Source organism: Streptomyces rubrogriseus (genome assembly GCF_027947575.1).
Lineage (GTDB): Bacteria > Actinomycetota > Actinomycetes > Streptomycetales > Streptomycetaceae > Streptomyces > Streptomyces rubrogriseus.
In genome coordinates, this window is sequence record NZ_CP116256.1 from 6749971 (window position 1) to 6770778 (window position 20808).

A 20808-nucleotide genomic window follows, 5' to 3' on the forward strand; every position below is an offset into this window, starting at 1 on the left:
CACACAAAGCCGTCAGCTGAGAGTCACCTCACATTCATGGGTGGTACATACCACCCCTGGAGTGACGCGGAGGTGCAGTCGGCGGCCCGTCGCGAGGATCTCGACCGTCTCGTCGGCCCGCAGCACCGCTCCCACCGGGTGGTCCCAGACGATCTCCAGGGCCTCTCCCGTGCGCGGCGGTTCGCTCACGCAGAGGGTAGCGGTACGGCCCCGGCGGCGGACCAGCACGCTCCCCGCGGCCGTGGTGGTGAGCGGGCCCGCGGTGCCGGCCTGCCAGAAGTTGGCGGCCGTCAGACCGAGGGAGGGGACGGTCACCGCCTGGCGGCGGTCGTCGTTGGCGAGGACCTTGAGCCAGTGGCGGTCCGCGGCGCGACGGACGAGGGCCGCCCGGGAGGCGCCCGGCATGACGGTGTAGACGTAGTCGGCGCCGGCCGGATCGGTGCCGTGGTCGAGCCAGAGGGTCTGCCAGCGGCGGGTGCGGCGCTCGGTGGTGCTGGTGGTGTTGATGTCGGACCAGGCGCCGGTGCGGTCCTCGCGCAGGGTCCGCAGGGCGCCCCCGGGCACGATCCAGCCGCCGTGTCCCTCCAGGTGGGCCCAGTGCCGGCCGCGTACGAGGGCCTGGGTGCCGTCCTCCCCCAGGTTGCGGTTGTCCACGACCGTCTCGACCGGTACGCCGTCCGCGCACGTGATGCCGGCGCCCAGGCAGACCACGGCGTCGTCGAGGAAGAACCAGGACTTGCGGGCCTCCAGTGTGGAGCCGAGCCCCTTGAGGTGCTGGCCCACGGCCGCGTACTCGCCGTCGGTCGCGCCGCCGACCCATCGCACGTCCGGTTTGGGTTCGCCCCACTCGCCGCCCGCCCGGTCGGCCAGGCGCTTGGTGGAGACGGTGGTGCCGGGCAGCCGGTACCAGTCGACGGTGGGCCAGAACCAGTCGGTGTACTGATCCGCCCGCGTCCCGTTCGCCCACCAGGTGAGCATGCCCGCGCCGGTGTGCCAGCCGCGCGGGTTCTCGCCGTTGCCGCACTCGTAGTGGGCGATGCGGTCACTGGCCATGGCGAGGCCCGCGGTGAAGGCGGGGCGGCGGTGGACGGCGCGGTCCATGGCCGCGAAGAGGTGGTGTCCGACGGGTTCGGGGGCGGCCTCTCCGGGGGCGTCGGCGATCGCGTGCAGCCGGGCCAGGTCGGCGACCGGGAACTGGGGCGCGGTCAGGATCGGGGTGACGGTGTCCCGCTCCGTCCAGCCCTTGATCCGGGCGTGCCAGCGCTCGCGCTCGGCGTCGCTCGCCCCGCCCGCGAGGACGGCCATGGCGGCGACGAGCTGCTGGCCGTGGAAGTGGTCGCTGCGCATGACGTGCAGGTCGTCGCTCTTGAGGTAACCCCGGCTGATGGCCCGCCCGTTGACGACGTCCATGACGAGGCCGTCGTGGATCAGGGGTGCGTAGGCGTGTTCGACGCTGTCCAGGACGAGCTGCCTGCCCGGGTCGGTCACCTCCCACTCGGAGCCGGCCAGCAGGGTGAACAGACGGCCGAGACCGTCCAGCATGACCTGGCCGTACGTGCCCGAGTAGGCGACCCAGGTGTGCTGGACGAAGGAGCCGTCGGCATAGAGCCCGTCGCCCTTCGTGACGTACGGGAAGACCGGCGAGAGGGCGTCGCGGGCCAGGGCGATCTTCGCAGGGGCCCGGCCCAGGACGCCGCGCAGTGCGACGGAGCGGCACAGGTCGACGCGGTTGGCGCCGGTGGAGGTGCCGGTGTAGTCGCCGAGCATCGCGTCGGGGACGAAGTGGTCGACGGCGGCGCAGGCGGCGGCCACGCGGTCGGCGCCCAGGTGGTCGTACAGGGCCGCCGTGATGTCCATCAGGAGCCGGGGGCTGCCGATCTGCCACTCCCACCAGTTGCCGTAGCGGGTGGTGGCCGGGTTGTAGACGGTGACCGAGAGGTGGTCGAGGCCGCGCAGGATGTCGGCGAGGAGGGCGGGGTCGCCGGTGGAGCCGGTGCCCTCCTGGACGTACGCCTCGGTCATCGTCCACAGGCGGCCGTAGGCGAAGGTGATGCCGGCCGGCGGGTCGAAGGGGTGGCCCGGCCACAGGGAGGTGGGGGTGGGGGCCATGGTGGCGCGGTGCTCGCGGGCCCGCTCGCCGGTCTCGGCGAGGCGGGAGGCGTACGGCTCGGCTGCCGGGTCGTAGCCGGTGCCGAGGGTGATGCCCAGCCATCGGTGGCGGAGGGCGTCGTAGGGGTCGGCGGTGGCGGCCGCGGCACGGGGGACGGTGGTGAGGGCGGCGGCGGTCGCCGCGGCGAGCAGGACCGCGCGGCGGGTGGGGGCGGTGGGGCGCTGTGGGGTCATGCTCATGCCGTCTATCACGCCGGGAGGCGGGAGGGGAACGGTGCCGCAACACGTGCGGCGCGGGTGGTTGATGGCGGCGCGGAATAGCTCTAGAGTCGAAGCCGTTGGACTGGTTGAACATTCAACTTCAACGCCTTCTTTGGAGGACACCATGACCGCCACTCCCGACCTCGCGACGCTGACCGGCGACTACACCGTCGACCCGGCCCACACGACGATCGGCTTCACGGCGCGCCACGCCATGGTCACCAACGTCAAGGGCAAGTTCCTCGACTTCACCGGCACGCTGCACCTGGACGGCACCGACCCGTCCCGTTCCACGGCGTCCCTGGACATCACGATGGACAGCATCGACACCGGCTCCCCCGACCGTGACGGGCACCTGAAGAGCTCGGACTTCTTCAACACGGGCGAGTACCCGACGATGACCTTCCGCTCCACCAAGGCGGAGTCCCTGGGCGGCGACGACTACCGCATCACCGGTGACCTGTCGATCCTCGGCACGACCAAGCCGCTCACCATCGACCTGGAGTTCAACGGCGCCGCCAAGGACCCGTTCGGCAACGAGCGCGTCGGCTTCGAGGGCAAGGCGGAGATCAAGCGCTCGGAGTGGGGGCTCACCTGGAACGCGGCGCTGGAGACGGGCGGCGTACTGGTCTCCGACAAGATCAAGCTGAACTTCGACATCTCGGCGATCAGGCAGGCCTGACCTCCCGCGACCGTCGACGACGAGAAGCGCGGCGGCGGACGGCATGCGCTCATCGCAGCGCCGCCCGCCCGCCGCCCGGTTCACCCGTCCAGCAACTCCCGCACCTGGTCGAGGGCGGCGCCGAAGGGGTCGGGGAGGACGCCCACCCCGTGGGAGACCAGCGCCCCCTCGTGCAGCAGCACGAGCGTCCGCGCCAGCCGGTCCGCACCGGCCGCGTCGATGTCCCGGGCCAGGCCGGTGAACAGGTCGAGCATCCACCGCTTCTGCCCGGTGATGACCGGGTACGCCGGATGGTCCGGATCACTGATCTCCGCGTGTGCGTTGATCATGCTGCACCCCTTGGACCCGTACCGCTGCGACCACGCGCGCGACGCCTCGAAGACGGCCGCCACCCGGGCGGCGGGCCCCTCCCCCGCCGCCGCCAGCCGCCCGGCGAGCAGTTCCCGCCAGCGCTCGTCGCGTCCGGCCAGGTACTCGACGACGATCTGCTCCTTCGAACCGAAGCGGTCGTACAGCGTCTTCTTGGTCACCCCGGCCTCGGCGGCGATGGTGTCCACGCCGACGGCGTGGATGCCGTGCTCGTAGAACAGCCGCTCGGCGGCCGCCAGCACCCGTCGCGCGCCGGGCGTCATCCGTACCCGGCGGGGTTCCGCTTCCGAACCCATGACCTCTGCACCCATGCCGACGAGTATACCGGTCTGTATAGTGGGCACCCTGGATGAGTAAACAGATCTGTCTACTCTGGATGGGGTCGACGTGAACGTCCTGCTCTCGGCCGCCTTCGTTCTGTGCTGGAGCTCCGGCTTCATCGGCGCCAAGCTCGGTGCTCAGACCGCGGCCACACCCACTCTCCTGATGTGGCGCTTCCTGCCGCTCGCCGTGGCCCTGGTCGCCGCGGCGGCCGTCTCCCGGGCCGCCTGGCGGGGCCTGACACGGCGGGACGCCGGTCGGCAGATCGCCATCGGCGCGCTGTCGCAGAGCGGCTATCTGCTCAGCGTCTACTACGCCATCGAGCTGGGCGTCTCCAGCGGCACCACCGCCCTGATCGACGGCGTCCAGCCACTCGTCGCCGGCGCGCTCGCCGGTCCCCTGCTGCGCCAGTACGTCTCGCGCGGGCAGTGGCTCGGACTGTGGCTGGGGCTGTCGGGCGTGGCCACCGTGACGGTCGCCGACGCCGGGGCGGCGGGCGCGGAGGTGGCCTGGTGGGCGTATCTCGTCCCGTTCCTCGGCATGCTGTCGCTGGTGGCGGCCACGTTTCTGGAGGGCCGCACACGCGTGCCGGTCGCGCCCCGCGTCGCCCTGACGATCCACTGTGCGACCAGCGCCGTCCTCTTCTCCGGCCTGGCCCTGGGCCTCGGGGCGGCGACACCGCCGGCCGGTTCCTCGTTCTGGCTGGCGACCGCCTGGCTGGTGGTCCTGCCGACCTTCGGCGGCTACGGCCTGTACTGGCTGATCCTGCGCCGGTCCGGCATCACCGAGGTCAACACCCTCATGTTCCTCATGGCGCCGGTCACGGCGGTGTGGGGCGCCCTCATGTTCGGTGAGCCGTTCGGCGTCCAGACCGCCCTCGGCCTGGCGGTCGGCCTCGCGGCCGTGGTCGTCGTCCGGCGCGGGGGCGGCGCGCACCGGGGGCGGCCGGTGCGGTCCGGCGCGGACCGTCCGGCGGCCGGAGGGCCGACGGCCGACAAGTCCACGGACAGGACGACGGCAGACAGGACGACGGCGGCCAGGCGCTGAGACCCGTCGCGGGCGCCTCAGAAGCCGCCGCCGAAGTCCCCTCCGCCGCCGAAGCCGCCGCCACCGCCGAAGTCCCCTCCGCCGAAGCCGCCCCCGAAGTCACCGGGATCGAAGTCGCCGCCCGAGACGTCGCCGCCCTCGTAGCCGCCGAAGTCTCCGTACCCGGTGCCGTAACCGGCTCCGTAGGCGGGGCCCGCCATCATGCCGCCGAGCATGGTGCCGACCAGGAGGCCGGGCAGGATGCCGCCGCCGAAGTAGCCGCCCGCCCAGGGGCCGTAGGCCGGGCCCGCGTCCCAGTAGGGGCGGCGGCCGTACTCGGTGTCCACCTCGCGGATCATCGGGTCCCGCCCGTCGGACAACCGGGCCTGGTCGGCGGCACAGACCGGGACCTGGCGGGTGGTGCCGCCCGGCGGGGTCCAAGTGGCGTCGGCGACCGACGGGCCGTGGCGCGGGTCGAAGAAGCAGGGCGGGCGGCGTTCGCGCAGCGGCCTGCCCTCGCGGCGGGCGGCGAGCTGCGCGAGCGAGAAGCGGCCGTCCTCCACCGCCTGGGTGACGGCACGCACGTCCTCGGGTTTGCGGGCGTCGGCCATGTACGTCTTGGCCTGCTCGTAGGCGTCCAGGGCACGTTCGTAGTCGGCCCGCATGGCGTCGTCGGCGCCCGGTTCCGCCGGGTGGAAGTCCAGGCGGTCCAGCTCCTCGCCGAAGGCCGTGATGTCCTCGTCGACCACCACCCGCAGCCGTTCCAGCGCCGCCCGCTGCTCCGCCTCGCGGCGGTGGCGGCTGCGCCGGGAGACCGCGTAGACGCCCGCGCCGCCGAGGACCACCACCGCGCCCGCGGTGATCAGGGCGCCCGTGGGCGCGGAGCCGCCGCCGGAGTCCCAGGACGAGGGGGCGGAGCCGCGCACACTGCGCAGCGCGTCGTCGACGAAGTCGTTCAGCTGGGCCTTGGGGTCGCCCGCGCCCTGGACGGCGGTGACCAGGTTGTGCACGCCCTGGCGGCTCAGCACGCTGCTGTCGGCGCGGGCGTCGAAGCGGTCGCCGAGGCGGACGCCGTACAGACCGGTGATGCCGGTCTCGGTCCGGAGGTTCTGGAAGAGGTTCTCGGTCGGGTAGCCGGCCGGGAGGACCGCCACGAAGACCGGTTCGCCCGCGTCCTCGATCTTGTCGGCGAGCGCGTCCGCGTCCGACTTGGACAGCAGGTCGGAGGCGGCCGGGTCCACGTACACCGGACTCTCGCGCAGGGCCGCGCCGATCTCGGAGACACCGGTCTCCGCCTGCGCGCCGGGCGCACCGGCGAGCAGCACCGCCAGCGCGGCGACGACCGGCGCGACCAGGAGGCGTACGAAGGCACCCATCCACGTGACCCTCATAGTCTCAAAGCTACAGGAAGCATCTGAAGAGGGACATCACTCAGACCGACCGCCCGGGGGCGCCCGCGCCGCCGGTTGTCAGAACCGCTCGATCCGCTTCGTGTCGTCGTCCCCGCCGCGCTGCATGAACCGAAGACGCCGATTGCGCAGCGCCTGGACGAATTGGTTGCGCTGGTAGTCGCGGGCCCGCGTCGGCCCCTGGGTCGGGAGTTCCTTGTGCTGGACTGCGATGTCGACGAGGAGGGACTCGTACGACCCAAGCTCGTCCCGGCCGAGGTCCGTCCCGACGTAGCTGGTGAGGGCGAAGAGCCGCATGATTTCGCTGATCACCTCGCGCTCGCCGTGCAGCCGTGTGACGTCCGCCGCATGACGGACCCAGTCCCGGTCGCCCATGCGCCGCATCAGCAGCACCGCCATCAGCGCCTGCCCCGGCTGCTCGATGAACTCCGCCTCCCTCAGTGCCTCGTCGGTCAGCCGGGAGAGCTTGCTGCTCGTCAGCACCTGGGACAACGACCCGTACGAGGCGAGGACGGGGGAGAAGAGCTCGATCCGGCCCAGGAACTCCTCGAACTCGGCATCCGAGACCTCGGTGCCGTTCACCAGGGACTCCCGGAGCTCCGGCCGCTCCAAAGCCTCCGACAGGGCCGCGCGCATGCTCCGCCCGACGTCCCGCGTCTTCCACTCGTCGGCCATGAGCGCGGCCCGCACGCCGTAACCGTTCAGGGTCAGCCGCAGGGCCCGCCGTTTGAGATCCAGGTCCCGCACGAGTTCGCTGCTGCGCAGCACGTCGGCGAGGAGGTCGAGCCACTCGACGAACACCTCGAAGTCGGAGCGGACGAGCACGCCGTCCCGGCGCTTGTCCTGGGCTATGGTCCGCATGGCGTCGGCCTGGTCGTACAGCCCGTCCATCAGCACGTTGAGCTCACCCTGGACCTCAGCGGGTGGGGCGGGCGGCTCGTACGCCAGGTCCGTGGGCCAGAAGTCGTCCAGCAGCGACTCCGTGTCGTCCCGGCCCCGCCAGCCGTCCTTCGAGGCCAGCACCGAGAAGGGGTCGTTGGCGCCGTCCCCGAGGCCCTCCCGCACCTGGCGGAAGCCGTCCATGACGCAGGCCAGCAGCGAGGTGTCGTTGCGGCGCAGCGCGGCCGCGTGGCGGATCACCTGTGCGTAGTCCAGCGGGTTGGCCAGCACCAGGGCCTTGAGGCCCTCGGAGTCCTCCATGCGGTACGCCGCCAGCAGGGGCCGGACCATGGGCTGGCAGAAGTAGATCTGGCCGTCGCGCTGACCGAGTATCCGCTTGGCGATGAGGGCGTCCAGGACGGCGCCCGAGGGCTCGGACCAGCCCAGCCCCTTGAAGTAGTCCAGGAGGAACTGTTCGGCCTCCATGCGGGGCAGGGCATCCCTGCCGCCGAGGGTGAGGTGCTCGTTCAGGCAGGACAGGATGTCCTGCAGCTCCCGGAAGTCCAGCTCGTAACGGCGGTCGACGCTCGGGTCGTCACGACCCAGCAGCAGGCCGAGGTACGACTCGAGGATCGCGGTGCTGTTGACCCCGCTCGTCCAGTCGCCGTGTCCGGCGGTGGCGACCAGCGCGGCCAGCATGGCGGGCGTGTGGGGCAGCCTTCCGCGGCTGAGCAGGTCGAGCATCGCGGTCACGTCGGAGTCCGCTTCTTCCGGGCGCAGCAGGCGCACCAGGGCCCGCAGCTCGCGGCGGCCGAAGGGGCCGAGGTAGCGGACGCGCGAGACCCAGCCCTCGCGTCCCAGCTCGTCGTTGAGCCGGTGACTCACCGCGGTCCGGGACCCGAGGAGATACATGTTCTGCGGGTATTGCGCCATGAACTTCAGCAGGTTCCTCAGCCGCTTCTCGGACCGCGGGTCGACATTGTCGACGGCCAGGACGAGACGCGGCAGGACGTCCCGCTTGCCCGCGGGTATTCCGGCGCGGGCGAGCTGGGTGCGCACCTCCCGCTCCACGCCGTTCCCGCCGCTCCCCACCGCCGTGAAGTCGATGACCACGGGGGCGTACTGGGAGTCCAGACCATAGGCGGTGTGCGTCAGCCACTGGAGCGTGCTCGTCAGCCCGCTGTACTCGTCGCCGACGATGACGAAGTGCCGGTACTCGGACAGGCTGGCCCGCAGGTCGTCGGGGGTGATCCTGCCGTCCTCGAGATCCGTCAGTGCCAGGTACTGGTCGACCGGCAGGTGCAGCAGGACGGGGGGCACCAGCAGGCCGTCCATGTCCAGCTGCCACCGGTCCGGGCCCGCCATGAGCAGGCTGCGTTCGCGCACCGCGTCCAGAAGGAACTCGGCGGCCAGGTCCGCGGCGGTACGGGTGACGGCCACCTCCTCCGACGCCGGGGAGCGGACGGGTCGGCCGCCGGGTGCGTCGAAGTCGATGACCTGCTTGCCCCCGGGCATCATGTCGACGCCCTGGTCGAAGGCGTCCCTGGCGTCGAAGTAGCTCCGCACGTGCACGGTGTAGGCGTGCGGGGCGCGGGGACGGTCGACGTCCACGACGCTGTAGGCGTTGAAGTAGTCACGCGTCTGGTAGAGCGAACCGGCCGCGCTGTGCATGAGCGTGCCGGTCCTGCTCACGAGACCGAGCGGATCGACGACGTGGACATGACCTGTACACAGCATGTCGAACCGGCTCGTCTCCCTGCGTACGTCGTGGCGGTCGAACTCCGCGAGCCAGTCCAGCGGGTGGTGCATCACGCAGATCTTCAGGTCGGCGTCGCCGAGCCGGTCGGCGGCGTGGACCACCTGCCGGTCTCCCACGATGAGGTGGGCCCGGTCGGCGTCGTCGCCCGCCCCGGTCGCCCGCCAGGCCGACGTCAGGGTGGCCACGGCGACCTCACTGTCGCGCAGCGTGAAGCGGTGGAGGGTGACCAGCGGGGAGGACAGGTCGACGTCCGTGCCCGCGTAGTAGTCGTTCCTGAACTCCAGCCACGGGGCCATCCGGCCCAGGTAGGCCGTCAGGTTCGGCGCGTCGAGGAGTCTGTTGACCGCGTCCCGGTTGTTCAGCCCCGACCGGAGGCCGTCTTCCTGGAACTGGTCGATCCTGCTGATGTCGACGTCGTGGTTCCCCGGCGCGAGGAGCATGCGGCCCCGGTCGAGGCCCAGCATGTCCTGCAGCGGATCGAGCAGCGCCTCACGGGCGAACGCGAACTGGTCCGGCTGCGCGCTGAAGGCCAGATCGCCGCTGAAGACCACCGCATCGACCGGTGCCTGCTCGTGGAACCCGCGCACGTCCGTCAGGAAGGCCTTGAGCACCTTGCTCTGATCGGGTTTCCAGTCCGCCCTGGCATGCAAGTCGCTGATGTGAACGATCCGCACGAAACACCCCCGCCTCCCGGACAACGCGTCTGCCAGCTTACGCGCGGCCCGCAGGGAAGATCCCCGTCGCGGAACCCATGTCCTGTGTTCCGACGAGGAGTTGACCCCGTGACGACAGGCGGGCGGAGCCCGCATAGCATGCCCTCCTGCCGCCGTGCGCCGCACGGCCGGCCAGTCACACGGGCACACAGGGGGCGGGCATGATCGGCAAACGCAGGGCTGCGGACATGACAGTCGCAGAACTGACCGAACTGGACCGTTCGCGCCCGCGGGCCGATGTGCTGCGGGAGTTGTTCCGGCACGCGGAGGGCGAGGTGGTCACGGCCATCGGCTGGTACCTGGCGCGGCGTCGCGGTCCCTCCCGGTGGTCCCGCTCGCTGCGCGCCCTCGCCGCGCTGCTGGGCATCGTCGGTACGATCACCCCGCTGGTGCACGCGGCCGACCCGACGGCCGTCCCGGCCGAATGGGGCTTCGTCTTCCTGGCCGGGGCCGCGGGCTGCGTGCTCTTCGACCGGATCTTCGGCTTCTCCGCGTCCTGGACCCGCTACATACGCACCGAACTGGCCCTGCAGCAAGTCCTGAAGCGGGCGCAGGCCGAGTGGACCCAGCACTTCCTCAAGAGCACGGACTCGCCCAGTGACAAGGAGACGGCCGCTCTCCTCGGGGTGATCGAGCGGCTGCGCGCGGACGCCCAGCGCCTCCTGGAGGAGGAGAGCGCGGCCTGGATCGGCTATCTGGCGGACGGGATGGAGGAGCTCACCCGCTCCACCGCGCACGCCGCCGGGCAGCGGCCGGGCCCCACCGGCGTGTTCCGGCTGGACCGGCTGCCCGGGCGCGAGCGGACGGTCGACCCGGCGCAGCGCACCCGCGACCCGGCCCTGTGACGCTTGCCGCGCACCAGCTGGTCGCCTCGCCGGGTCGGCGGGCGTCCGCTCTACTTCGCGGGCGCGACCCCGGCCCGCAGCAGCCCGTACGTGTACGCGTCCTCCAGCGCCTGCCAGGAGGCGGCGATGACGTTCTCCGCGACACCCACCGTGGCCCACTCCCCCGTGCCGTCGGACGTGGAGATGAGCACCCTGGTGGTGGACTGGGTGCCGTGCACGCCCTCCAGGATGCGGACCTTGTAGTCGACCAGGTCGAGCTTGGCCAGCTCCGGGTAGATCTTCTCCAGGGCGACGCGCAGCGACCGGTCCAGGGCGTTGACCGGGCCGTTGCCCTCGGCGGTGGCGACGATGCGCTCGCCCTTGGCCCAGAGCTTGACCGTGGCCTCGTTGGCGTGGCTGCCGTCGGGGCGGTCCTCGGTGATCGCACGCCAGGACTCGACCTCGAAGTACTTCAGCGGCCTGCCCTCGGCCTCGGCGCGCAGCAGCAGCTCGAAGCTGGCGTCGGCGGCCTCGTAGGTGTAGCCCGCCAGCTCGCGCTCCTTGACCCGCTCCACGACCCGGCCGACCAGCTCGCGGTCGCCGCCGAGGTCGATGCCGAGCTCCTTGCCCTTCAGCTCGATGGAGGCCCGTCCCGCCATGTCGGAGACCAGCATCCGCATGGTGTTGCCGACCAGCTCGGGGTCGATGTGCTGGTAGAGGTCCGGGTCGACCTTGATCGCGGAGGCGTGCAGGCCGGCCTTGTGCGCGAAGGCGGAGACGCCCACGTAGGGCTGGTGGGTGGAGGGGGTGAGGTTGACGACCTCGGCGATGGCGTGCGAGATGCGGGTCATCTCGCGCAGCCGGCCCTCGGGCAGCACCCGCTTGCCGTACTTCAGCTCCAGGGCGGCCACGACCGGGAACAGGTTGGCGTTGCCGACCCGCTCGCCGTAGCCGTTGGCCGTGCACTGGACGTGGGTCGCGCCCGCGTCGACGGCGGCGAGCGTGTTGGCGACGGCGCAGCCGGTGTCGTCCTGGGCGTGGATGCCGAGCCGGGCGCCGGTGTCGGCCAGCACCGTGGCGACCACCGCCTGGATCTGCGCCGGGAGCATGCCGCCGTTGGTGTCGCACAGGACGACGACGTCGGCACCGGCCTCGGAGGCGGTGCGCACGACGGACTTCGCGTACTCGGGGTTGGCGCGGTAGCCGTCGAAGAAGTGCTCGCAGTCGACGAAGACCCGGCGGCCCTGTGCCTTCAGGTGGGAGACCGTGTCGGCCACCATCGCCAGGTTCTCGTCCAGCGTGGTGCGCAGGGCCAGTTCGACGTGCCGGTCGTGCGACTTGGCGACCAGGGTGATCACCTGGGCGCCGGACTCGAGCAGCGCCTTGACCTGGTGGTCCTCGGCGGCGTTCGCGCCCGCGCGGCGGGTGGAGCCGAAGGCGACCAGCTGGGCGTGCCGGAAGTCGATCTCCTGCTGGGCGCGGGCGAAGAACTCGGTGTCGCGCGGGTTGGCGCCGGGCCAGCCGCCCTCGATGAAGCCCACCCCGAAGTCGTCCAGGTGCCGTGCGATGGCCAGCTTGTCCGCGACCGTGAGGTTGATGCCCTCGCGCTGCGCGCCGTCCCGCAGGGTGGTGTCGAAGACGTGGAACGAATCGTCGAGTTCGCTGGTTGCGGTCATGATCTGAAGGCTCCTGTTGGGGATCTCGGTCTACCGGAATGACCGGTTCCACCGTCCGTCTATGATCCCTCGCGCTCTCTTCCCGGCTCGGGTGGGGCCAGGAAAGCGAAAAACCCCTCGCGGGTGCGAGAGGTCTGCGCGCGGGTCGAGGACGACGGTGTCCACCCGTACCTGGTCGTACGTGGTGGTCACTGCGGACCGGCGCGCCTGCTGCCAATAATCATGGCGAACGAGAGCACGGTGGCAGTCTGGCACACTCCGTCCGCCTGTCCATCGCCCGTCTCAGGATGCGAACGGCGGCCGTCCGCGGGCGCGGACTCAGTCCCGCCCGTAGAGGCCCTCGGCCAGGAAGTCCCGTACGTGACCGAGCACCTGCGCCCGGTCCGTCCCGCGCAGGCCGATCGCCACGTGGATGGCGAAGCCGTCGAGGAGGGCCCGCAGCCGGGACGCGAAGCGGTCCGGGTCCACGGCGCGGAACTCGCCGCGCGAGATGCCCTCGGCGAGCAGGGCGGCCAGGTCGCGGTGCCAGGCGCCCTCGATGGCGGCCTGCCGGTCGCGGGCCTCGTCGGGGGCGTTCTGCGAGCGGTTCCACACCTCCAGCCACAGCGTCCAGTGCGGGTCGCGGTGGCCGTCGGGGACGTACAGGTCGACGTAGGCGCCGAGGCGTTCCCGGGCGGTGCCGGGCCGGGTGAGCAGGCGGCCGCGCTCGGCGCCGAGGCGGCCCTCGCTCCACTCCAGGGTGCGCAGCAGCAGCTCGTCCTTGGAGCCGAAGTAGTACAGGAGGTGGCCGCTGCTCATGCCGACCTCGCGGCCGAGCGCCGCCATGGTGAGCTTCTCCAGCCCGCGCTCGGCGATCATCTCCATGGCGGCGGCGAGCACGTCCTCGCGCGGCGGGGCCTGCCTGCGCCCACCACCGGCCATGTCCACTCCCGGGTCTTCTAGGTCCTGCAGGTCCTCGGCTGCTGCTGGGTGATGCAGTGGATGCCCCCGCCACCCGCGAAGATCGTACGCGCGTCCACCAGGGACACCGTCCGCTCCGGGAACAGGCGGCGGAAGATGCCCGCGGCGAGTTCGTCGTTCGGGTCGCCGAAGGCGCACAGGACGACGCCGCCGTTGCACACGTAGTGGTTGATGTACGAGTAGTCGACCCACTCGCCCTCCTCGTCCTTCAGGACGGTCGGGGCGGGAACCTCGACGACCTCCAGGCGGCGGCCCCTGGCGTCGGTTCGGCCGCGCAGGATCTCCAGGTACAGCCGTGAGCGCTCGTGGTCGGGGTGCCGGGGGTCGCGCTGGCTGTGCACGACGACGGTGCCCGGCCGCGCGAAGGCCGCGACGATGTCGACGTGGCCCTGGGTGCCGTACCTGCCGTAGTCGCCGGCCAGGCCGTGCGGGAGCCAGATCGCCGTGGTGGTGCCGAGCTTGGCGTGGATCTCCGCCTCGACCTCCTCGCGGCTCCAGCCGGGGTTGCGGCCGGAGCCGAGCTGGACGGTGTCGGTCAGCAGGACCGTGCCCTCGCCGTCGACGTGGATCGCGCCGCCCTCGTTGACGAGCGGGCTGCTCAGCACGGGGGCGGCGGCGAGGTCCGCGACGTGCCGGGCGATCTCGGCGTCGTGCTCCCAGCGGGCCCAGTCCTGGGCGCCCCAGCCGTTGAACACCCAGTCCACGGCGGCGAGCCCGCCCTGCCCGTCCGTCACGAAGGTCGGGCCGATGTCCCGCATCCAGGCGTCGTCCAGCTCGCGCTCCACCAGGTCGACGTCCGGTCCGAGCAGCTCGCGCGCGGTGGCGGCCTGACCCGGCCCGTGCACCATCGTCACCGGCTCGAAACGGCGCACCGCGCGGGCGACGGAGGCCCAGGCAGCACGAGCCCCGGCCAGCTCCTCGTGGTCGGTGAACGTCGCGTTGGGGCCCGGCCAGGCCATCCAGGTGCGTTCGTGCGGGGCCCACTCGGGCGGCATGCGGAAGGTCATGGAGGTGTCCAGGGGGTCGGGAGAGAGGTCGGAGAGGTCGGAGAGGTCAGAGACGTCGAAGAAGGGCCGAAGAGGGGTCAGAGGAAGTAGAGGCGGTTGAGGGAGACCGACTCGGCGGGCTCGGAGCGCAGCGGGTCGCCGTCGAGGGTGACCAGGCCGGTGCGCTGGTCGACGTCGACCGCGCCGGTGCGGGAGTTCAGCCGCAGGTCGGCCGGCCCGATGCCGCGGGTGCCGCGCACCGCGACCCGGCGGCGGCGGGTCGGCATGGTGTCGCCGCCCTGGTCGAGGGCGGCCTGTGCGACGAAGGCCACCGATATCTCGGCGGGCGTGGCGCCGTGCGCGCCGAACTGGGGCCCGAGGACCAGGGGTTCGCAGGTGTCGGTGGCCGCGTTGGGGTCGCCGACCACGCCGTACGCCGGGAAGCCCGACTTGAGGACCAGCTGCGGCTTGGCGCCGAAGTGGTCCGGGCGCCACAGCACGATGTCGGCGAGCTTGCCGACCTCGATGGAGCCGACCTCGTGCGCGAGGCCGTGGGCGATGGCGGGGTTGATGGTCAGCTTGGCGATGTAGCGCAGGACGCGTGCGTTGTCGTCGTCGCCCTCGGCGCCGAACTGTGCCTTCATCTTCCCGGCCATGGCGAAGGTACGGCGGACGGTCTCGCCGGCCCGGCCCATGCCCTGCGCGTCGGAGGAGGTGATGCCGATGGCGCCCAGGTCGTGCAGCACGTCCTCGGCGCCCATGGTCCCGGCGCGGATGCGGTCGCGGGCCATCGCGGCGTCGCCCGGCAGGTCGGTCTTGAGGTCGTGGACGGAGACGATCATGCCGTAGTGCTCGGCGACCGCGTCCCGGCCGAAGGGCAGGGTGGGGTTGGTGGAGGACCCGATGACGTTGGGGACACCGGCCATCTTCAGCACGTTGGGGACGTGCCCCCCGCCGCAGCCCTCGATGTGGAAGGCGTGGATGGTGCGGCCCTCCAGCACCCGCAGGGTGTCCTCCACGGAGAGGCATTCGTTGAGGCCGTCGCTGTGCAGGGCGACCTGGACGTCGTACTCCTCGGCGACGCGCAGCGCGGTGTCGAGGGCGCGGGTGTGGGCGCCCATGTCCTCGTGCACCTTGAAGCCGGACGCCCCGCCCTCGGCCAGCGCCTCGACCAGCGGGGCGTCGTGGGAGGAGGAACCCCGGCCCAGGAAACCGATGTTGACCGGCCAGGCGTCGAAGGCGCCGAACGCGTGCTTCAGCGCCCAGGGCGAGTTGACGCCGACGCCCCAGACCGGGCCGAACTCCTGCCCGATGACCGTCGTCACGCCGGACGCGAGCGAGGCCTCCATGATGCGCGGGGAGAGCAGGTGGACGTGGGTGTCCACGGCCCCGGCGGTGGCGATGAGGCCCTCGCCGGACACGATGGAGGTGCCGGTGCCGACCACGACGTCGACGCCGTCGAGGGTGTCCGGGTTCCCGGCCCGGCCGATGGCGTGGACGCGCCCCTCGCGGATGCCGATCGACACCTTCCGGATGCCCTGCACGGCGTCGATCACGACCACGTTGCTGATCACGACGTCGCAGGTGTCGCGGACGGCGGCGGCCTTGAGGTGCAGTCCGTCGCGGGCGGTCTTGCCGAAGCCGGCGAGGAACTCGTCGCCGTAGCGCTGCGCGTCGGACTCGACGCGGATCACCAGCCCCGAGTCCCCGAGGCGGAGCCGGTCGCCGGCGCGCGGTCCGTGGGTGGCGGCGTAGGCGTACGGGTCGATGCTCATCGGTCTGCTCCCAGATATCCGCAGGCGGCGGCCCGGCGCAGGGCCTCATCCCTGGCTCCCGGCGCGTCCAGCGGGCCGTCGACGAGCCCGGCGAACCCGATGGCGACGCGCGCCCCGCCGATCGGCACGAGCCCCACCTCGACGCGCTCGCCGGGGCCGAAACGGACCGAGGACCCGGCCGGGACGGCCAGGCGCATGCCGTAGGCCCGCTCACGGTCGAAGTCCAGGCGCGGATTGGCCTCGAAGAAGTGGAAGTGGGAGGTGACGGAGACCGGCACGGTCGCGGTGTTGGTGACCGGGAGCCGCAGCGCCGCCTCGGGCTCGGGACGGTCGCGTCCCGGCAACAGTGCCCCGGGGGCGTCGTCGCCGAGCCCGCCGCCTCCGACGGGGTCGGCGACGACCGCGAGGCGGGAGCCGTCGTCGAAGACGGCCTCCACGTGCACCTCGGTGACCACGTCCGCGACGCCGGGCAGGACGTCGTCCGGGCCGAGCACGGACCGGGCGCGCTCGACGGCCTCCGCGAGGCGCGCTCCGTCGCGGGCGGCCTCGCACACGGTGTCCGCGATCAGCGCGGTCGCCTCCGGCACGTTCAGCCTGAGCCCGCGGGCCCGGCGGGCACGGGCCAGCTCGGCCGCCCCGAACAGCAGCAGCCGGTCACGTTCCGTGGGGGTCAGTCTCACGTCGCGGCACCTCCTTGCCATACCGAGATTAGAACATCACTCTAAACACCGATTCCATGCCACGGAACCGTTGACGAGTACGCAGGGCAGACGTCACATTGAACGTCGCTCTAAACCTCGGGCGGCCGTCGAAGGAGACCAGCCATGCCGATAGAACAGCGCGGAGTCGACACCATCCCGGAGGCGGAACGCACCAGCGGGCCCCGGGACCTGGTCTCGATCCTGCTGGGGTCCAACCTCTGCCTGGGCGTGATCGTCTTCGGCTGGCTGCCGCCGTCCTTCGGCCTCGGCTGGTGGGCGTCGGTGAGCTCGGTGGTGGCGGGGACGGTCGTCGGCACGGTGTTCACGGCCCCGCTGGCCCTGATCTCCCTGCGTACCGGCACCAACCTGTCCACGTCCTCCGGCGCCCAGTTCGGGGTGCGCGGGCGGCTGGTCGGCTCGGTGGTCGGCCTGCTCCTCGCGCTCGGCTACACCGCGCTGACCGTGTGGATCGGCGGGGACGTGATGGCGGGCGTGCTCGGGCGGCTGTTCGGCCTGCCGCAGGGCGGTGCGACGTACGCCGTCGTCTACGGTCTGCTCGCCGCCGCGACCGTCGCGGGCGCGGTGTACGGGTACCGGGTGCTGCTCGCCATGTCGCGGGTGCTGGCCTACGGCATGACCGCCCTGCTGGTCCTCGGCGTGATCGCCTACGCCCCCGACTTCACCACCGCCGCGCTGCCGGAGGCGGGCGGGTACCTGCTGGGCGGGTTCTGGCCGACGTGGCTGCTGGCCGCCGTGGCCGCGGGCCTTTCCGGGCCGATCGCCTTCATCACGCTGCTCGGCGACTACACCCGCTACATCTCGCCGGCCCGCCACTCCTCCCGCCGGGTGCTGCGCGCGACCTGGCTGGGGCTGACGCTGGGCCTGCTGGTCCCGCAGCTCTTCGGCACCTTCACGGCGTACGCCGCCGGCGCCGCCGTGGACTACGCGGGGCCGCTGGTCGACGCCTCCCCCACCTGGTACCTGGTCCCGCTGCTGCTCGCCGCCTCGGCCGGCTCGGTCGGCAACGCGGGGCTGATGCTGTACTCGATGGGCCTGGACCTGGACGCCATCCTGCCGCGCGCCTCCCGCGCCCGTGCCACCTGCGCGGTCGCCGTCGTCGCCACGGCCTGCGTCTTCGCCGGGCACTACGCCTGGCAGGCGCAGTCGGCGATGACGTCCTTCGTGCTGCTGCTGACCGCGATCGGCACCCCGTGGGCGGTCATCACGATGATCGGCTCGGTGCGCTGCGGCGGGGTGTACGACGCCGACGCCCTCCAGGTCTTCAACCGCCGGGCACGGGGCGGGATCTACTGGTACCGCTCCGGCTGGAACGTCCCCGCGACGGCCGCCTGGGCGGTGGGCGCGCTGGTCGGCGTGCTGGCGGTGTCCCTGCCGTCGTACGAGGGTCCGCTGCTGTCCGTCACCGGCGGGGTGGACTGCAGCTTCCTGCTGTCGGGGCTGGTGGGCGGGGTGGTGTACGTGCTGTTGCCGCAGCCCCGGGCTGCCTCGCCGAAGGAGCCCGGGGTCGGGAATCTCAGCCCGTCTGGGGGTACCTCCCACACCCTCTAGGCAGTGGGGGAGTTTGAGGACGAGGCCGTTCAGGCCGAAGCGGGGGTCTGGGGGCGGCAGCCCCCAGCGGCCCGCACCCACGCCGGGATCGCGTCAGGCCAGCGTGTGCATCCACCCATGCGTGTCCTCGGCCGTCCCCCGCTGGATGTCCAGCAGCGCGTCCCGCAGCCGCTGCGTCACCTCACCCGTCTCGCCCCCGCTCTGCTGCCACTCGGCGCCGCTCCGCTTGACCGTGCCGACGGGCGTGATCACGGCCGCGGTGCCGCAGGCGAAGACCTCGGTGAGGGTGCCGTTCTCCGAGTCGCGCTGCCACTGGTCGACCGAGACGCGACCCTCCTGAGCCTCGTAGCCGAGGTCGCGGGCGACGGTGAGGAGGGAGTCACGGGTGACGCCCTCCAGGATGGAGCCGGTGAGCGACGGCGTGACGATCTTGTTGCCGTACACGAAGTACAGGTTCATGCCGCCCAGTTCCTCGACCCACTTGCGCTCGATGGCGTCGAGGTAGCAGACCTGGTCGCAGCCCTTGGTGGCGGCCTCGGCCTGGGCGAGCAGGGAGGCCGCGTAGTTGCCGCCGGTCTTGGCGTCGCCCATGCCGCCGGGGACGGCGCGGACGCGGTCCTCGGAGACCCAGATGGAGACCGGCTTGACCCCGCCCGGGAAGTAGGCGCCGGCCGGGGAGGCGATGACGATGAAGAGGTACTCGTTGGCCGGCCTGACGCCCAGGCCGACCTCGGTCGCGATCATGAAGGGGCGCAGGTACAGGGATTCCTCGCCGCCGTGCGCCGGGACCCACTTCTCGTCCTGCCCGACCAGCGCGTCGCAGGCCTCGATGAAGGTGTCCACGGGAAGCTCGGGCATGCCCAGGCGGCGCGAGGACGCCTGGAAGCGGGCGCCGTTCTTCTCCGGGCGGAAGGTGGCGACGGAGCCGTCGGGCCGCCGGTAGGCCTTCAGTCCCTCGAAGATCTCCTGCGCGTAGTGCAGGACCATGGTGGCCGGGTCGAGGGAGAGCGGGGCGTACGGCACCAGCTGGCCGTCGTGCCAGCCGCGGCCCTCGGTCCACTTGATCGTCACCATGTGGTCGGTGAAGTGGCGGCCGAACCCGGGGTTGGCCAGAATCGCCGCGCGCTCGGAGTCCGAGAGCGGGTTGGCAGAGGGCTTGAGCTCGATCGTGGGCGTCGTCATGGATGGCTGTCCTTCACCGGTATGAGTTGTGACGGACCGCGGTCACGCCCGTACGGCCGGTGGCCGGTGCTAGGACGTCCGAGCATTCCCTGGGGTCGCCGCTTCGCGTTCGATTATCGCGCGCGGCCGACGACGGATGAAACGGGGTGAATGCGGCCCAGGATTCGATGGTCGCACCTGGCGGACGCAGGAGAAAGCCGCCGGGTGCCTTGTTTTGCGACCCGGCGGCTTCGAAAGGGTTTCGATCGAGTGGCGCGGCGGGCGTCAGCCGGCTACTCGTGCGGCGAGAGTGTCGCCGATCTCGGAGGTGCTGCGGGCGGGCAGGTCGCCGCGCTCGCCGAGGTCGGCGGAGACGGCTTCCTCGATCCGGGCGGCCTCGTCCTCGTACCCGAGGTGGCGCAGCAGCAGGGCGACGGACAGGACCGTGGCGGTGGGGTCGGCCTTGCCCTGGCCGGCGATGTCCGGCGCGGAGCCGTGCACCGGCTCGAACATCGAGGGGAAGTCGCCGGACGGGTTGATGTTCCCGCTGGCGGCGACGCCGATGCCGCCGGAGACGGCCGCGGCGAGGTCGGTGATGATGTCGCCGAAGAGGTTGTCGGTGACGATCACGTCGAACCGGGCCGGGTCGGTGACCAGGAAGATGGTCGCGGCGTCGACGTGGATGTAGTCGGTGGTGACCTCGGGGTACTCCGCCGCGACCTTGTTGAAGATGTTGGTCCACAGGTGGCCCGCGAAGGTCAGCACGTTGTTCTTGTGGACCAGCGTGAGCTTCTTGCGGGGGCGGGCCTGGGCGCGGGCGAAGGCGTCGCGGACGACGCGCTCGACGCCGTAGGCCGTGTTGACGGAGACCTCGGTGGCGACCTCGTGCTCGGTGCCCTTGCGGATGGTGCCGCCGTTGCCCGTGTACGGACCCTCGGTGCCCTCGCGGACGACGACGAAGTCGATCTCGGGCTGGCCGGCGAGCGGGGTGGCGACGCCGGGCAGGAGCTTGCTCGGCCGCAGGTTGACGTGGTGGTCGAAGGCGAAGCGGAGCTTGAGCAGGAAGCCGCGCTCCAGCACGCCGGACGGCACCGAGGGGTCGCCGATGGCGCCGAGCAGGACGGCGTCGTGCGTCTTGAGGGCGTCGAGGTCGGCGTCGGTGAGGGTCTCACCGGTGGCGTGGTAGCGCCGGGCGCCGAAGTCGAATTCCTTGGTCTCCAGCTTCACATCCTGCGGAAGGACGGCGGAGAGGACCTTGAGACCCTCGGCCACGACCTCCTGGCCGATGCCGTCACCGGGAATCACTGCGAGATTGAGGCTGCGAGACATGACGGCACCCTATCGCTCGTCCCACGGGATGACATGAGGCGTCCGCCATGCGGACGCCTCTGCCGTCCGCGCGACTCAGTGGCCGGTGGCGCCGCCGTTGTCCCGGCGGTCGAGGGAGCGCTGGAGGGCGGCCGCGGCGTTCTTGCGGTCGGAGTCGCTCGTACGGGAGAGGTGGCGGACTCGGCGGCGGACGGTCGTCTCGGCCATGGGAATCGACTCCTTCGGCACAAAGGGAGCGCGGAAAGCGAGGGTGGTGTCAGACGCCGGAAGGGGCGGGGAGCGCGGTGCCGCAGGGGTTG

At 71.9% G+C, this 20808-nt stretch carries 16 protein-coding genes; 4 read left to right on the forward strand and 12 right to left on the reverse strand.

Annotated elements, in window-relative coordinates; translation table 11 throughout:
• Positions 1-12: 12 nt before the first annotated feature.
• Positions 13-2343, reverse strand: a complete 2331-nt coding sequence (locus Sru02f_RS30265; protein ID WP_109036148.1) for a polysaccharide lyase 8 family protein — start codon at positions 2341-2343, stop codon at positions 13-15.
• A gap of 151 nt (positions 2344-2494) precedes the next feature.
• Here Sru02f_RS30265 and Sru02f_RS30270 point away from each other — a divergent pair, with 151 nt between their 5' ends.
• Positions 2495-3052, forward strand: a complete 558-nt coding sequence (locus tag Sru02f_RS30270; protein WP_109036151.1) for a YceI family protein — start codon at positions 2495-2497, stop codon at positions 3050-3052.
• Positions 3053-3132: 80 nt separating this feature from the next.
• Here Sru02f_RS30270 and Sru02f_RS30275 read toward each other — a convergent pair whose 3' ends face one another.
• Complete coding sequence (locus tag Sru02f_RS30275) at positions 3133-3732, reverse strand: TetR/AcrR family transcriptional regulator (RefSeq protein ID WP_167469825.1); 600 nt, start codon at positions 3730-3732, stop codon at positions 3133-3135.
• Between the two features lie 76 nt (positions 3733-3808).
• On the opposite strand from Sru02f_RS30275, the gene Sru02f_RS30280 reads away from it, so the two are divergent.
• Complete coding sequence (locus tag Sru02f_RS30280) at positions 3809-4789, forward strand: DMT family transporter (protein WP_109036155.1); 981 nt, start codon at positions 3809-3811, stop codon at positions 4787-4789.
• 17 nt (positions 4790-4806) lie between these two features.
• Here the strand turns inward: Sru02f_RS30280 and Sru02f_RS30285 are convergent, their stop codons facing one another.
• Both Sru02f_RS30285 and Sru02f_RS30290 read right to left on the reverse strand, forming a co-directional pair.
• A complete protein-coding gene (locus Sru02f_RS30285; protein WP_109036157.1) occupies positions 4807-6159 on the reverse strand; it encodes a hypothetical protein in 1353 nt (450 codons plus the stop codon).
• A 78-nt stretch (positions 6160-6237) separates the two neighbouring features.
• Positions 6238-9624: a metallophosphoesterase gene (locus tag Sru02f_RS30290; protein ID WP_109036159.1), complete on the reverse strand. Its 3387-nt coding sequence runs from the start codon at positions 9622-9624 to the stop codon at positions 6238-6240.
• A gap of 92 nt (positions 9625-9716) precedes the next feature.
• Here Sru02f_RS30290 and Sru02f_RS30295 point away from each other — a divergent pair, with 92 nt between their 5' ends.
• Positions 9717-10373: an SLATT domain-containing protein gene (locus Sru02f_RS30295; RefSeq protein ID WP_109036161.1), complete on the forward strand. Its 657-nt coding sequence runs from the start codon at positions 9717-9719 to the stop codon at positions 10371-10373.
• Between the two features lie 50 nt (positions 10374-10423).
• Here Sru02f_RS30295 and cimA read toward each other — a convergent pair whose 3' ends face one another.
• The 5 genes from cimA to ureA form a co-directional block, all read right to left on the reverse strand.
• Positions 10424-12028 (reverse strand): citramalate synthase, encoded by a 1605-nt coding sequence (gene cimA / locus Sru02f_RS30300; protein ID WP_109036163.1) that lies wholly within the window; start codon positions 12026-12028, stop codon positions 10424-10426.
• A gap of 318 nt (positions 12029-12346) precedes the next feature.
• Complete coding sequence (locus Sru02f_RS30305; protein WP_109036165.1) at positions 12347-12949, reverse strand: TetR/AcrR family transcriptional regulator; 603 nt, start codon at positions 12947-12949, stop codon at positions 12347-12349.
• 17 nt (positions 12950-12966) lie between these two features.
• Complete coding sequence (locus tag Sru02f_RS30310) at positions 12967-13995, reverse strand: agmatine deiminase family protein (protein ID WP_109036167.1); 1029 nt, start codon at positions 13993-13995, stop codon at positions 12967-12969.
• A 77-nt stretch (positions 13996-14072) separates the two neighbouring features.
• Positions 14073-15749: an urease subunit alpha gene (locus Sru02f_RS30315; RefSeq protein ID WP_109036169.1), complete on the reverse strand. Its 1677-nt coding sequence runs from the start codon at positions 15747-15749 to the stop codon at positions 14073-14075.
• Positions 15746-16429: an urease subunit gamma gene (ureA, locus tag Sru02f_RS30320; RefSeq protein ID WP_109036171.1), complete on the reverse strand. Its 684-nt coding sequence runs from the start codon at positions 16427-16429 to the stop codon at positions 15746-15748. Before ureA ends, Sru02f_RS30315 begins: the two co-directional genes overlap by 4 nt.
• Positions 16430-16573: 144 nt before the next feature.
• On the opposite strand from ureA, the gene Sru02f_RS30325 reads away from it, so the two are divergent.
• Positions 16574-18019 (forward strand): cytosine permease, encoded by a 1446-nt coding sequence (locus Sru02f_RS30325; RefSeq protein WP_109036173.1) that lies wholly within the window; start codon positions 16574-16576, stop codon positions 18017-18019.
• A gap of 93 nt (positions 18020-18112) precedes the next feature.
• On the opposite strand, the gene Sru02f_RS30330 is transcribed toward Sru02f_RS30325, so the two are convergent.
• From Sru02f_RS30330 to Sru02f_RS30340, 3 genes are all read right to left on the reverse strand, one after another.
• Positions 18113-19201 carry a branched-chain amino acid aminotransferase gene (locus tag Sru02f_RS30330; RefSeq protein ID WP_109036175.1) on the reverse strand — a complete coding sequence of 363 codons (1089 nt, stop codon included), beginning with the start codon at positions 19199-19201 and terminating at the stop codon, positions 18113-18115.
• Between the two features lie 264 nt (positions 19202-19465).
• Entirely contained in the window at positions 19466-20509 is a 1044-nt protein-coding gene (locus Sru02f_RS30335; RefSeq protein ID WP_109036177.1) for a 3-isopropylmalate dehydrogenase, read from the reverse strand.
• Between the two features lie 75 nt (positions 20510-20584).
• Positions 20585-20716, reverse strand: coding sequence for a hypothetical protein (locus Sru02f_RS30340; protein WP_011030289.1), 132 nt, complete (start codon positions 20714-20716; stop codon positions 20585-20587).
• Positions 20717-20808 lie beyond the last annotated feature (92 nt).